Below are 13,621 nucleotides of genomic sequence, written 5' to 3' on the forward strand. Positions count from 1 at the left end.
GGCTTGCGTCGCGCCTCATTCGGTGGAGACATTCCCCAGGTCCAAAGCCGACACTGCGTTCGGTCAGGGCCGAACCTGCGTGGCACGACGGGACCCACGCGCCCTTTTTCCATAACCGCCGAGGCCGCCTGTGATCCGGATCGCCCCGACCTTCATGATGGGTCCCCTCCTTGCCATCGCCGTCGCCACAACGGCCCTGACGGGAGGTCCGGCGCACGCCGATCAGGCCGCCCCGAACCCGGCCATCATCCCTCAGCCCCTAAGAGTCACACCAGGCCCGACAACCTTCCAGATCACGGCCGCAACGCCGGTCCTGACCCCGGTCGGAGACGCCGAGGCCGCCCAGGCCGCGGCTCGGTTCGCGGAGCTGGCGGCCCGCACCTGGGGCGTCACCCTGACAGCGAGCGAGGGCGACCCCCGGTCGGGGGCCATAGTCCTGCGTCGCGACCCAGGCCATGCCAAGGACGCCTATGTGCTGGAGGTCGGCGCCGAGGGCGCGGTCATCACGGCCACCGACTTTGGCGGCCTGCTGTATGGCGGCGTGTCCCTGTGGCAACTCGGCGCCCCCGCCGCGACCCAGCCGGGCGAGATCACGATCCAGGCTGTCAGTGTCGAGGACGCGCCCCGGTTCGTCTGGCGCGGCATGATGCTGGATTCCGCGCGCCACTATCAGTCGCCCGAGTTCATCAAGGGCTTCATCGACTGGATGGCCATCCACAAGCTGAATGTCTTTCACTGGCACCTGACCGACGACCAGGCCTGGCGACTGGAGATCAAGGCCTATCCCCGCCTGACCGAGATCGGCGCCTGGCGCGTGCCCGCCGGCGCCGGCGCCCAGATGGACATCGACCCCGCGACCGGCCGCCCGCGCCTGTACGGCGGCTTCTATACTCAGGACACGGTGCGCGAGATCGTCGCCTATGCTCAGGCGCGCAACATCGTCATCGTGCCCGAGGTCGACGCGCCGGGTCACGCCAGCGCTGCGGTCGCGGCCTATCCCGAACTGGGCGTGACTGATGCGCCGGGATCGGCGGTTCCGGCCGTGCCGTCCGACTGGGGCATCTATCCCACCCTGTTCAACACCGACGAGGTCACCCTGACCTTCTTCGCCAAGGTCTTCGACGAGGTCATGGACCTGTTCCCCGGCCTCTATGTCCACGTCGGCGGCGACGAGGCGGTGAAGGACGAGTGGAAGGCCTCGCCCAGCACCCAGGCCCGCATGGTCCAACTGGGCCTGCATGACGAGGAAGAGCTGCAAAGCTGGTTTATCGCGCAGTTGGAAAAGCGCCTGAACGCGCGTGATCGCCGCCTGATCGGCTGGGACGAGATCCTTGAGGGCGGCCTGGCTCCCAACGCCACCGTCATGTCGTGGCGCGGCGTCGAAGGCGCTATCGAAGCCGCGCGCCTGGGCCACGACACGGTGATGACGCCCGGACCGACCCTGTACTTCGACTATCGCCAGAACACCGACGACGGCGCGCCTGGTCGCAGCACAGCGGTGTCGTTGCGCGACATCTACGACTTCGACCCGACGCCTGACGCCATGACGCCCGAACAGGCCGGTCACGTCCTGGGGGTTCAGGCCAATCTCTTCACCGAGCACATGATCGACGAAAGCCGGATCGAATACATGGCCTTCCCCCGCGCCAGCGCCCTGGCCGAGATCGCCTGGACCGCGCACGAGCGGCTGAACTGGTCCGATTTCCGCGCCCGGCTGGAGCCGCAACTGGCCCGCTATCGCGCCCTGGGCATCCGCTATGCCGAAACCGGCCTGCGCGACGCCGTAACCATCCCGCCGCCCGACGGCGAGCGTCGCTACAGCCGCCAGCTGAAGATGTGCACCGAGGGTCTGGGCCTGTCGATGATCGACGACTACCCGCTGAAGGGTGAACGCCCCGCCTTCGTGATGGATGTGATGAACCCCTGCTGGCTCTATCAGTCCGCCGACCTGACGCGGCCCGTGTCGTTCGAGGTCGCCGTGGGTCAGGTGCCGTGGAACTTCCAGATCGGCGCAGCACGCGACAATATCCGCCTGCCCACGCCACGCACGGCCGAGGGCGAGCTTGAGGTCCGCATCGGCGGCTGCGAGGGCGAGATCGCCCTGGTCCTGCCCCTGGCCGCCGCCTCTGCCGATCCGGGCGTCACCATCCTGACCGGCGAGCTTCCGGCGCGCGAGGGGCGCCATGACCTGTGCCTGCGCTTCGCCCAACCGGGGCTGGACCCGATGTGGGGCATCGACTGGATCACGCTGGACGCCGCCCGATGAGCGAACTGACCGTCCACGCGCCCATGGACGGCTGGCTTCGCCGGCTGGACGAGACGCCCGACGAGGCCTTTGCCGGCGGCATGGTCGGCGAAGGGGTGGCCCTGGACCCGACCGACACCGTGGTCCGGGCGCCATTCGACGGCGTCGTGGCGGGTCTGGCTCGGACCCTTCATGCCGTCACGATCCGGTCGCCCGAAGGCGTAGAGGTCATGATCCATCTGGGCTTGGAGACCGTCGCCCTAAACGGTCAGGGGTTCACCGCCCATGTCGCCCAGGGCGCTCACGTCCGCACCGGCGATCCTCTGCTGACGCTGGACCTGGACCTCATCGCGACCATGGCGACCAGCCTGATTTCGCCCATGGTGGTGGTCGCGGGCGGCGCCGACATTCGCCCCCTGTCGCCGGGGCGCAGCGTCAGGGCGGGTGATCCCGTCATGACCGTCGCCGTTCAGAAGGCGGCGGGTCTGCAAACGACCCGGCCAGTCTCTGGCCCAGCGACTGGCCCGACGACGAACCTCGCCCGAACCCTCCGCGCGGCCCTGCCCCACGGCCTTCACGCTCGCCCGGCGGCGCGTATCCTCGCCTGTGTCAGGGCGTTCGACGCTCGGGTCACGCTGGGCCGCGAGGACCGTCAGGCCGATGCCTCCAGCCTGATCGCGATGATGGGACTAGGCGTCCAGGACGGTGAGGAGCTCCACCTGACGGCCAGCGGGCCTCAGGCCGCAGAGGCCCTTGATGCAGTCTGCGCCCTGATCGCCGCCGGGCTGGAAGAGACCGCCGCCCCCGCCCCTATCGCTGTAGCAACGCCTTCACGGTCAGCCCCCGCAGAGGTCGCCGAGGCGGGCGAACTGATCCTGACCGGGGTGACCGCCGCACCCGGCCTGGTGATCGGGCGCGCGATCCGGTTACGCCAGATCGAGATCACCGTCCCCGCCGACGGCCTGAGCGCGACTGAGGAATCCGCCGCCCTGGGCCACGCCCTGAACGCGGTGCGCGGGCGGGTCGAAAAGGCGGCGGCGACGGGCGGCGCCCACCGCAAGGCCATCCTGGCGGCCCACCTGGCGTTCTTGGACGACCCCGGCCTGATCGACGAGGCCGAACGCGCGATCGGCGAGGGTCGCAGCGCCGGGTTCGCGTGGCGACAGGCGACACGCGCGGGCGCCGACCTGTTCCGCGCCCTGGGCGATCCCCGCATGGCCGAGCGGGCCGACGATCTTCTGGATCTGGAGCGACAGGTGCTCAGCGCCCTGACCGGAGAGGCGCCCCCCGTGACCGCGCTGGGCGCCGGATCGGTGGTCATCGCCGACGATCTTCTGCCGTCGCAGTTGATGGCCTTGGATGCGGTCAAGGTTGCCGGCCTGTGCACCTCGCGCGGCGGCCCCACCTCCCATGTCGCCATCCTGGCCGCCGCCATGGGCGTGCCCGCCCTGGTCGCAGTCGGCCAGGGACTTGATGCGGTCGAGGACGGCGCCCTGGTCGTGCTGGACGCCGATGCGCGCCGCCTGATCGCATCGCCTTCCGCCACGCGGCAGGCCGCCGCCCAGAGCGCATTCGCTGCGCGTCAGCGTCGCCGCGCCGACGCCCTGGCCCAGGCTCAAGATCCTTGTCACACCGCCGACGGCGTCCGCATCGAGGTCTTCGCTAACCTGGGCGACGTGGCGGAGGCTGGGCCGGCGGTCGCGGGCGGCGCCGAGGGTTGCGGCCTGCTGAGAACCGAGTTCCTGTTCCTGGACCGCGAGAGCGCGCCGGACGAAGACGAGCAACTCGCCCAATATCAGGCCATCGCCGACACCCTGGACGGGCGGCCGCTGATCATCCGCACCCTGGATGCCGGAGGCGACAAGCCCCTGCCCTATCTGGTGACGCCGCCGGAGGAGAACCCGGCGCTGGGCCTGCGCGGAGTACGCTCGGGCCTTCACCGACCAGACCTTCTGCTGACCCAGTTGCGCGCCATCTGCCGCGTTCGCTCCAAGGGCCCAGTGGCCATCCTTCTGCCCATGATCGCCTCGGTCGCCGAGGTGCGTCAGGTGCGGGCCCTGCTAGAGATGGCGACCGCCGCGACGGCCGAGAAGACGCCGCTTGTGGGCATTATGATCGAGACCCCGGCCGCCGCCGTCACCACCGACCTTCTGGCGCCCGCGATCGACTTCATCTCCATCGGCACCAACGACCTGACGCAATACACGCTGGCGATGGACCGTCAGAATCCGGCCCTGGCCGCCGATCTCGACAGCCTGCATCCCGCCGTCCTGCGCCTGATCGCCCAGTCCGTCGCGGGGGCAGTCTCGGACGCGCCGCTGAAGTGGATCGGCGTCTGCGGCGGCCTGGCCTCGGATCCGGCGGCGGCGCCCATCCTGATCGGCCTGGGCGTGCGCGAGCTTTCGACCACCCCGTCGATGACGGCCGAGATCAAGTCCGTTGTGCGCAGTCATACCCTGGCCGATTGCCAGGCCCTGGCCGCCGAGGCCCTGACACTGGACAGCGCCGAGGCCGTCCGCGCCCTGGTGGCCGAACATCGGCCCGCCCCTGTCCTTCGTTCGGCTAATGGAGCTGTCGCATGAAGATCGGCCTTTCCAGCCTGCAGCCCCTGGGCCGGGCCCTGATGCTGCCCATCGCGGTCCTGCCGGTGGCCGGGCTGTTGCTCAGACTGGGTCAGCCGGATCTCTTGGACATCGCCTTTCTGTCGGCCGCGGGCCAGGCGGTGTTCGCCAACCTGGGCCTGTTGTTCGCGGTCGGGGTGGCGGTCGGTCTGGCGCGCGACAACCACGGCGCGGCGGGTCTGGCCGGGCTGGTCGCCTATCTGATCACCATCGAGGCGGCCAACCCCCTGATCGCGGCGCCCGCCGATGTGCTGGCCGGGCTGGACCCCGACGCCGCCACCGCCGCCCTGACCGCCTTCCGCGACAGCGCCATGACGCGGTTGGAGGTTCCGGTCGGCATCCTGTGCGGCCTGATCGCCGGGGCCGCCTACAACCGCTTTTCCAGGGTCGACCTGCCTGAATATCTGGCCTTCTTCGGCGGCCGTCGGTTCGTGCCTATCGTCTCGGGCGTCGCGGCCGTGTTGCTGGCGGCGATCATCGGCCTGTCCTTCGGGGCCATCGACCAGGCCCTTGAGGTGTTCAGCCGCGCCGTCGTCGGCTCGGGCGAGGTCGGCCTGTTCATCTATGGCGTGCTGAACCGGCTGCTAATCATCACCGGCCTGCATCACATCCTGAACAATGTCGCCTGGTTCGTGGTCGGCGACTTCAACGGGGCCACCGGCGACCTGAACCGTTTCTTCGCCGGAGACCCGAGCGCGGGGGCCTTCATGAGCGGCTTCTTCCCGGTCATGATGTTCGGCCTGCCCGCCGCCTGTCTGGCCATGTACCACGCCGCCCGGCCAGAGCGCCGCAAAGCCGTCGGCGGGATGCTGGGTTCGTTGGCCCTGACGGCCTTCCTGACCGGGGTGACCGAGCCGATCGAGTTCAGCTTCATGTTCCTGGCCCCCGTGCTGTACGCCGTCCACGCGGTTCTGACAGGGCTGTCCATGGTCATCATGAACCTGCTGGAGGTCCATCTGGGCTTCACCTTCTCCGCCGGCCTGTTCGACTATGTGCTGAACTTCGGCAGGTCGACGCGGCCCTGGCTTCTGCTGCCGGTCGGTCTGGTCTATTCGCTCGCCTACTACGGCCTGTTCCGGCTGTTCATCCGCTGGTTCGACCTGAAAACGCCGGGTCGCGAGGACGACGAAGGGGTCGCAGTCGCCAGCCCAGCCTCGGGCAGCCTGTCCAGTGATCGTGGCGAGGCCTTCATCGCGGCCTTGGGCGGTCGCGACAACCTGCGCGCCGTCGCCGCCTGCACCACCCGCCTGAGGCTTGAGATCGTGGCGCGCGACCGGGTCGACGAGCCTGGGCTCAAACGGCTCGGCGCGCGCGGCATGATCGCGCCATCGCCCGAGGCCCTGCAGGTGGTTCTGGGTCCCATCGCCGACGCCGTAGCCCAGGACATCCGCGACGCCCTGGGCCGTCAGCCCGCCGTCATCGCCACCCCCGCCAAGGGTGCGGCGGCCACCCTGTCTGCCGATCTTCTGGCTGCGCTGGGCGGCTCGACGAACATCGAAGCTGCGCAAAGCCGAGCCGGCCGCATCTGCGTCACCGTGAAGGCCCCAGAGGCCGTCGACGAAACCGCTCTGAGCCAGGCCCTGCCGCGCGGCTTCGTGCATACGGGCGACCGACGCCTGCAACTGCTGGCATGAGCCGAATGACGACGGCTTCGGCTGCGAAGACCACGCACCGCCTGCTGTCCCTCGACGTGCTCAGGGGCCTGACGGTGATCGGCATGATCATGGTCAATGCCGCCGCCGGCCTGCACTACGGCGACGGCGTCGCGGTCTATCCCTTGCTGCTTCATGCACAATGGGCCGGGCTGACCCTGGCCGATCTGGTTTTCCCGGCCTTCCTGATGATCGTCGGGGTCTCCATCCCCCTGGCCATGGCTCAGAACACGGAGGGCCGTCACGGCCCCTTGCCACTGGCCCCGATCCTGTGGCGTGTCGCGCGGCTGTTCCTGCTAGGTCTGCTCCTGTCCAACCTGTTCTGGATCCAGAACCCGGATGGAATGAGCTGGCGGTTCTGGGGCGTGCTGCAGCGGATCGGCCTGGTCTATGGCGCCTGTGCGATCCTGTTTCACCTGACAGGGCCGAAGGTGAGGCTTGGCCTGATCGTGGCGGTTCTGGCCCTCTACTGGCCTTTGTCGCTGATGCCTTCACTGGACGGTCTGGCCACCGACATCTGGCAGCCGGGGCACAATTTCGGGGCCTCGCTGGACCGGGTCCTGCTGGGCGATCACAACTATGTCAAAGGCCCGGCAGGCTACGATCCAGAGGGGCTTTTCAGCACCCTGCCCGCCATCGCCCACGGCCTCATCGGCGTCATGGTCGGAGAGTTCCTGTCACGCAGACAGGGGACCGGCGCGGCCTGGCGGCTTGCGGCGGCGGGCGCTCTTATGCTGGCAATCGGGATCGGTTGGGGCCTGGTCTTCCCCATCGTCAAGGACATCTGGTCCAGCAGCTTCGTCCTGACGACCTGCGGGCTGACGACCTTGGCGCTGGCGGGGCTGCATGGTCTGCTGGACGGCAAGACAGTCGACGGTCGAGCCGCCGCCTTCGTCATCGGCATTCCGGCGGCCTTTGGCGTCAACGCCATCGCGGCCTATGTGCTGCACGCCCTGGCAGGGCCCATGGTCGGCTGGCGGCCGCTGGTCGCCCCGTTCGAGATGGCCCGGCCCGTCATCGGCGAACCCGCAGCGGCCCTGATCCCGATCACGCTGTTCATCGCCTTCATCTGGCTGTGCATGGCCTATCTGCGCCGCAGGAACTGGATCATCCGCGTCTGACCGGTCTCAGGCGTCTTCAGTCTGATCCGGCACATCTTCGGCGCCCTCGGTCCGATCCCGGAACAGGGCGGCGCGGGACAGCAGGATCAGGGTCACGGGCGTGGTCACCGTCAGGAACAGTCCGATCAGCAGTTCGCGAGGCATGAAGCGCCCATCGGCCAGCGTGAAATAGACGATCGACGCCAGAAGGATCAGCGCCATGCCCAGGGTCGCGCCCAGCGTCGGCGCATGAACCCGCTCGTAGAAGGTACTCAATCGCACCAGCCCCAGCGTCCCTAACAGGGTCAAGGCAGAGCCCGCCAAGACGCAGGCGGTCACCAGGATCGCCGCCCATAGCGGCAGGTCGGCGCCGGTCATTCGATCACCTCGCCGCGCATGAGGAACTTGGCCAGGGCGACCGTGGCCGCGAACCCGAGCATACCGATGATCAGCGCCGCCTCGAAATACAGCCCGCTGCCGGTGCGGATGCCGAAGACGACGACCAGGAGCATTCCCGTCACATACAGGGTGTCCATCCCCAGGATCCGGTCCTGGGCGCGCGGACCGGAAACGACGCGCCAGGCCGACAGCCCCATGGCGGCGATCAACATCAGTTGCGCCAGACCCAGTCCCCAGGCGAGCACGGCCCCGCTCATTCGAAGATCTCCTTCAGCCGGCGTTCGTAGCGTTCCTGGATCGTCCGCACCCAGACCTCTTCATCAACGAGGTCGAGGACGTGAAGCAGCAGTCGCCCGGTCGCGGCCTCATACTCGACCCACAGGGTGCCCGGCGTGCTGGTGACGATGATGGCCAGGACGGCCAGACCGTAGCGGTCGCGCAGGGTCAGGGGCACATGGACGAAGCCCGAGACCCGCTCGCGCTTGCGCCCGCCCAGAATGATCTGCACCACGGCCCAGTTCGACCGCACCACGTCGGCGGCGACAGCCAGAGCCAGTTGAACCATGGTCAGAGGCGCCCGGACACGGATGGGGTCCACGCGAAGCGCGATCATGATCCAGGGCGCCGTCAGGGCCGCGATCACCGCCAGTGCAATCGAGGGCGGCGCAACGGACGCGCTCATCAGGATCGACGCCACGAACAGCCCGACCGACAGGATGGGGTGAGGCAGGATTCGTCTCATCGTGCGCCTCCGCCCAGGGTGGCGCTGACATAGGCCTCGGGCCGCGCCAGCCAGTCTGCCGTATGCTGGGCGAACAGCATGGCGGGCTCCCCGAACAGGGTCAGCAGTATGCACGCCCCCAGCAGGCCGATCATGGCCGTCAACTCCGCCGATCCCACCACCACCGATGGCGCGTCCTCCGCACGAGCCCAGATGGCGCCGACGCCCAGCCGGGTCAGGCCGATCAGGGCGCCCAGGCTGGACAGCGACAGACAGGCGACGATGACCCAGGCCGATGCTCGCCCATCGCCGATCAGGGCCTGGATCATGGCCAGCTTGCCGATAAATCCGGCCAGAGGCGGCAGGCCCGCGACCATCAGGGTGCAGGCCAAAAAGGCCCCGCCCAGCAGGGCGACGGCGGCGGGTATCACCCGGCCCGGCTCGTTGCGCTCATCGTCCTCGAACGGATCACGATATTCGTCGTCGAACACAGCCCTCTCGCCGCCCGCGTCAGGCTCGCGACCGCGCTGGAGGATCTCGGCCAGCAGGAACAGCACCGAACAGGCCAGGGTGGACCCGACCAGATAATACAGGGCGCCGCCCAGCACCGCCGTCCCACCCAGACCGACCACGGCCAGGATGGTGCCCGAAGAGATCATGACGGCGAACCCGGCGGCGCGAGGCAGGTCGCCTGAACTGATCAGACCCAGGGTCCCGAACACCAGGGTGATGAGGCCGCCGATCAGCAGCCAGGTCTGTCCGAACCCGGCCGAGGCGCCCGCGTCTGCGCTGAACAGCAGCAGGCTGAGCCTCAGGATCACATAGACCCCGACCTTGGACAGGATGGCCATGACCGCCGCGGCGGGCGCGCTGGCGGCGGAATAGGTCACCGGCAGCCAGAAGCCCAGCGGCCAGACGGCGCATTTGATCAGGAAGGCCACGCCCAGGATTGTCGCCCCGGCGTGCAGCAGTCCGCGGTCATCGGGCGCGACCTGGCGAACCTGCCCGACCAGATCGGCCATGTTCAGGGTTCCGGTCACGCCATAGATCAGGCTGACCCCGATCAGGAACAGCAGCGAGGCCGTCAGGTTGACAGCGATGTAGGTCAGGCCCGCCCGGATGCGCGCCTCGCCCGACCCATGCAGGACCAGGCCGTAGGACGCCGCCAGCATGACCTCGAAAAAGACGAACAGGTTGAACAGGTCTCCCGTGAGGAAGGCGCCGTTCACCCCCATGACCAGCAGAAGAAACAGCGCATGGAAACGCGGTCCGGCCCGGTCCCATCGCGCCATGGCGAAGATCAGAGAACAGGCCCCCAGCACGCTCGTCAGGGCCACCATCAGGGTCGACAGCCGGTCGGCCACCAGGACGATGCCATAGGGCGCGGCCCAGGCGCCCAGCCGGTAAACCCGCGCGGTGTCCCCGCCGCCGGTCGCGCCGGTCGCGCTCTCGTGCAGCAGGATCAACGCCATAGCCAGAATCGCGGCCATGGCGGCCAGGGCCATGGCGCTTTTCAGGATGCGGCGGCGCTCGTCCAGCAGAAGCATCGCCGCCGCCACCGCCATGGGCAGGATGATGGGGCCGATGACGATATGGGACTGCCAATCGGTCATGCGCCCGGCTCCCGTCCGTCGACGTGATCGCTGCCGGTCAGCCCGCGGGCGGCCAGGATGACCACCAGGAACAGAGCAGTCAGCGCGAAGCTGATGACGATGGCCGTCAGAACCAGCGCCTGTGGCACGGGGTCCGAATAGGCCGCAGGGTCCTCGACGCCGGGTATCAGCACAGGCGGCGCGCCGGACCTGAGCCGGCCCATGGCGAAGATGAAGATATTGACCGCATAGGACAGCAGCGACAGCCCCATGATGACCTGGAAGGTGCGCGGGCGCAGCAACAGCCAGACCCCCGAGGCCGCCAGGACGCCGATCGCCAGGGCGAGGACCAATTCCATCATGGCTCCTGTCCCTCCTCATCCGTCCCGCGCTGCGTGCGCAGCGACTGGTGGGCCAGGGCGACCAGGGTCAGGACGGTGGCTCCGACGACCAGGACCACGACACCCAGGTCGAACAGCACGGCGCTGGCCAGGGGCACACGGCCCAGCAGCGGCAGGTCGGCATAGCTGAACCATGACGTCAGGAAGGGATAGCCGAAGATCCAGGCCCCCGCGCCGCTGGCCGCCGCAATCAACAGGCCGGCGCCGATCCAGAAGATGGGGGCGATGGCCAGCCGCTCTTCAACCCACCGCGCGCCCGAGGCCATGTATTGCAGCACGAAGGCGATGGAGACCGCGATCCCCGCTGCAAAACCGCCGCCGGGCAGGTCATGGCCTCGCAGGAACAGGTGAGCCGCCAGCAGCACGATGAAGGGGAACATCCAGCGCATGACCACGCGCGGAATCAGCATGGTCTCCTGCAGGGTGTCGCCCTCTGAACGATTGGCGCGCGTGCGGTCGCTGGCGTCCTGGACCCGCTTCTGCTTGGGCTCGGGCAGGGTGTCGCCCGCCGGTCGGAATCGCCGCAGCAGGGCGAAGACCGTCAACCCGACGATGCCCAGGACGGTGATCTCGCCAAAGGTGTCGAAGGCGCGGAAGTCGACCAGGATGACATTGACGATGTTGCGCCCGCCCGCGTCGGAGTAGGCGTGCTCGACGAAGAAACGCGACAGCCGGTCAACTGCGGGACGGGTCATCACCGCATAGGCCACGACCGCCATCGCCGCCCCTGCCCCGCCGGCGATCACCAGATCGACCTTGCGCCTCAATCGAGCGCGGGCCTCCAGATGCGGTGCGACGGTCAGGGCCTCCAGACGCTTGGGCAGCCACCTCAGGCCCAGCAGCAGCAGAACGGTCGTCACCACCTCGACCAGCAACTGGGTCAGGGCCAGGTCCGGCGCCGACAGCCAGACAAAGGACAGGCAGCTGACCAGTCCCGCCCCGCCCATCAGGACTACCGCCGCCAGCCTGTGATACTTGGCCTGCCAGGCGGCGGCCAGGGCGCACAGCCCGCCCACGGTCCACAATCCCGCAAAGGCCACATCCGACAGTTGGACGCCTCCGATTGGCAGTCTCAGAGGGCCGAGGCCTGAGCCCGCCAGGGCGATTCCCGCCGCCACCATGACGAACAGGACGATGGCGCGGATCTGGGGCTGTAACCGGGCGGTGCCGAACACCACGACCAGCCGCCCCGCCCCGTCGTAGAGCTTCGTCATGGTCCGCTCGAACAGCCAGCCGCCGTTCAGGACCTTCAGGCCCCAGGGCCCGCCGCGCGAGTTGGCGTTGATCCGGCGACCAAAGGCCAGATACAGCCCGACCCCGCCGCACAGGGCCAGGAGGCTGAGCAGCAGCGGCAAATTGAAACCATGCCAGACCGCCAGACTGTAATAGGGAAGATCCGGCCCCAGCACCGAGACGGCTGCGCTCCTCAGAAAGGGACCGACGGTCACGGCCGGGAAGGCGCCGACCAGCAGACACAGGCCGACGAGCACCTCGACAGGCCTGCGCATCCAGCCGGGCGGCTCATGCGGCACGCGGTCCAGCTTGGTCGGAGGGGGACCGAAGAAGGTCGTATGGATGAAGCGCAGCGAGTACAGAACGCTGAAGGCGCTGGCCACCGTGGCCAGGACCGGCAGGGCGAACCCGAGCGGGTGGGCGCCGGTGCTGGCCAGGGTCTCGGCCAGGAACATCTCCTTGGACAAGAAGCCGTTCAGCAACGGCACCCCCGCCATGGCCGCCGCCGCCACCATGGCCAGGACGCCGGTCACGGGCATGAATTTCAGCAGGCCGCTGAGCCGCCTCATGTCGCGGGTGCCGGCCTCGTGGTCGATGATGCCCGCAGCCATGAACAGCGAGGCCTTGAAGGTGGCGTGGTTGACGGTGTGGAAGACCGCGGCGATCAGCCCCAGCGGCGTGCCCAACCCCAGCAGCAGGACGATCAGGCCCAGGTGGCTGATGGTCGAATAGGCCAGCAGGCCCTTCAGGTCGTGCTGGAAGATGGCGCACCAGGCCCCCAGCAACAGGGTCGCAAGACCCGCGCCCCCGACGATGATCTGCCAGGTCTCGGTTCCCGCCAGCACGGGCCAGAAGCGGATCAGCAGGAACACCCCGGCCTTCACCATGGTGGCCGAATGCAGATAGGCGCTGACAGGCGTCGGCGCCGCCATGGCCCGCGGCAGCCAGAAGTGGAACGGGAACTGGGCGCTCTTGGTCATCGCCCCGACCAGCACAAGCAGCAACGCAGGCACATAGAGGGGCGAGGCCTGGATCACGGCGGCCGAGGCCAGGACGACGGACAGGTCATAGCTGCCGACGATCTGCCCAATCAGGACCATGCCGATCAGCAGGGCCAGGCCGCCCGCCGCCGTCACAGTCAGCGCCATGCGCGAACCCTCGCGCGCCGCCGGGTTCTGGTGCCAATAGCCGATCAGCAGGAAGGAAAAGAGACTGGTCAGCTCCCAGAAGACCACGAGCTGGATCAGGTTGCCCGACAGCACGACCCCCTGCATGGCGCCCATGAAGGCCAGCAGGAAGGAGAAGAACCGGGGCACCGGATCCTTGGGCGACATATAGTAGCGGGCATAAAGGACGACGAGCGCGCCGATCCCCAGGATCAGGGCGCTGAACAACCACGACAGCCCGTCGAGCCGGATCACGAGGTTCAGACCCAGGGACGGAAGCCAGCGGATTTCGTGCTGCAGGATCTCGCCGTCCCGGAACAGTGGCCACAGGGCGCCCAGACAGATCAGGCTGACGAGAGCAACAACCCACGACAGCACAGCCGCCGCCGTACGGGCGTTTCGCGGCAGGCCAGCGGCGATGATCGCCCCGCAGAAGGGCAGCACCAGGATGATGATCAAGAGCAGGCTGACTGGCATCGTGCGGGGTGTCG

At 68.4% G+C, this 13,621-nt stretch carries 10 protein-coding genes; 4 read left to right on the forward strand and 6 right to left on the reverse strand.

The genetic code is table 11. The annotated features are described in order from the left end of the window. Window positions 1-130: 130 nt before the first annotated feature. The 4 genes from ACO05L_RS11260 to ACO05L_RS11275 are packed head-to-tail and all read left to right on the forward strand — an operon-like array spanning window position 131 to window position 7,639. Window positions 131-2,266 carry a family 20 glycosylhydrolase gene (locus ACO05L_RS11260; protein WP_421729265.1) on the forward strand — a complete coding sequence of 712 codons (2,136 nt, stop codon included), beginning with the start codon at window positions 131-133 and terminating at the stop codon, window positions 2,264-2,266. Next, window positions 2,263-4,827 (forward strand): phosphoenolpyruvate--protein phosphotransferase, encoded by a 2,565-nt coding sequence (ptsP, locus tag ACO05L_RS11265; protein ID WP_421729266.1) that lies wholly within the window; start codon window positions 2,263-2,265, stop codon window positions 4,825-4,827. Before ACO05L_RS11260 ends, ptsP begins: the two co-directional genes overlap by 4 nt. Continuing rightward, on the forward strand, window positions 4,824-6,500 hold the full coding sequence (gene nagE, locus ACO05L_RS11270; RefSeq protein ID WP_421729267.1) for an N-acetylglucosamine-specific PTS transporter subunit IIBC: 1,677 nt from the start codon (window positions 4,824-4,826) through the stop codon (window positions 6,498-6,500). The genes ptsP and nagE overlap by 4 nt, the downstream gene beginning before the upstream one ends. Before the next feature lie 5 nt (window positions 6,501-6,505). Beyond that, window positions 6,506-7,639, forward strand: coding sequence for an acyltransferase family protein (locus ACO05L_RS11275; RefSeq protein ID WP_421729268.1), 1,134 nt, complete (start codon window positions 6,506-6,508; stop codon window positions 7,637-7,639). 6 nt (window positions 7,640-7,645) lie between these two features. Here ACO05L_RS11275 and mnhG read toward each other — a convergent pair whose 3' ends face one another. The 6 genes from mnhG to ACO05L_RS11305 are packed head-to-tail and all read right to left on the reverse strand — an operon-like array spanning window position 7,646 to window position 13,607. Beyond that, window positions 7,646-7,996, reverse strand: a complete 351-nt coding sequence (mnhG, locus tag ACO05L_RS11280; RefSeq protein ID WP_421729269.1) for a monovalent cation/H(+) antiporter subunit G — start codon at window positions 7,994-7,996, stop codon at window positions 7,646-7,648. Further along, entirely contained in the window at window positions 7,993-8,274 is a 282-nt protein-coding gene (locus ACO05L_RS11285) for a K+/H+ antiporter subunit F (protein ID WP_421729270.1), read from the reverse strand. The genes mnhG and ACO05L_RS11285 overlap by 4 nt, the downstream gene beginning before the upstream one ends. Continuing rightward, a complete protein-coding gene (locus ACO05L_RS11290) occupies window positions 8,271-8,759 on the reverse strand; it encodes a Na+/H+ antiporter subunit E (protein ID WP_421729271.1) in 489 nt (162 codons plus the stop codon). Before ACO05L_RS11290 ends, ACO05L_RS11285 begins: the two co-directional genes overlap by 4 nt. Beyond that, a complete protein-coding gene (locus ACO05L_RS11295) occupies window positions 8,756-10,351 on the reverse strand; it encodes a monovalent cation/H+ antiporter subunit D (protein ID WP_421729272.1) in 1,596 nt (531 codons plus the stop codon). The genes ACO05L_RS11290 and ACO05L_RS11295 overlap by 4 nt, the downstream gene beginning before the upstream one ends. Beyond that, complete coding sequence (locus tag ACO05L_RS11300) at window positions 10,348-10,689, reverse strand: Na+/H+ antiporter subunit C (RefSeq protein WP_421731680.1); 342 nt, start codon at window positions 10,687-10,689, stop codon at window positions 10,348-10,350. Before ACO05L_RS11300 ends, ACO05L_RS11295 begins: the two co-directional genes overlap by 4 nt. After that, complete coding sequence (locus ACO05L_RS11305; protein ID WP_421729273.1) at window positions 10,689-13,607, reverse strand: monovalent cation/H+ antiporter subunit A; 2,919 nt, start codon at window positions 13,605-13,607, stop codon at window positions 10,689-10,691. Before ACO05L_RS11305 ends, ACO05L_RS11300 begins: the two co-directional genes overlap by 1 nt. Window positions 13,608-13,621: the final 14 nt, after the last annotated feature.

The organism is Brevundimonas sp., from assembly GCF_965227765.1.
Classification (GTDB): Bacteria; Pseudomonadota; Alphaproteobacteria; order Caulobacterales; family Caulobacteraceae; genus Brevundimonas.

Bases quoted from the DNA above. Each gene is read 5' to 3' on its own strand.
- ptsP (WP_421729266.1), top strand. From the start codon at position 2,263: ATGAGCGAACTGACCGTCCACGCGCCCATGGACGGCTGGCTTCGCCGG.
- nagE (WP_421729267.1), top strand. From the start codon at position 4,824: ATGAAGATCGGCCTTTCCAGCCTGCAGCCCCTGGGCCGGGCCCTGATG.
- ACO05L_RS11275 (WP_421729268.1), top strand. From the start codon at position 6,506: ATGACGACGGCTTCGGCTGCGAAGACCACGCACCGCCTGCTGTCCCTC.
- mnhG (WP_421729269.1), bottom strand. From the start codon at position 7,996: ATGACCGGCGCCGACCTGCCGCTATGGGCGGCGATCCTGGTGACCGCC.
- ACO05L_RS11285 (WP_421729270.1), bottom strand. From the start codon at position 8,274: ATGAGCGGGGCCGTGCTCGCCTGGGGACTGGGTCTGGCGCAACTGATG.
- ACO05L_RS11290 (WP_421729271.1), bottom strand. From the start codon at position 8,759: ATGAGACGAATCCTGCCTCACCCCATCCTGTCGGTCGGGCTGTTCGTG.
- ACO05L_RS11295 (WP_421729272.1), bottom strand. From the start codon at position 10,351: ATGACCGATTGGCAGTCCCATATCGTCATCGGCCCCATCATCCTGCCC.
- ACO05L_RS11300 (WP_421731680.1), bottom strand. From the start codon at position 10,689: ATGGAATTGGTCCTCGCCCTGGCGATCGGCGTCCTGGCGGCCTCGGGG.
- ACO05L_RS11305 (WP_421729273.1), bottom strand. From the start codon at position 13,607: ATGCCAGTCAGCCTGCTCTTGATCATCATCCTGGTGCTGCCCTTCTGC.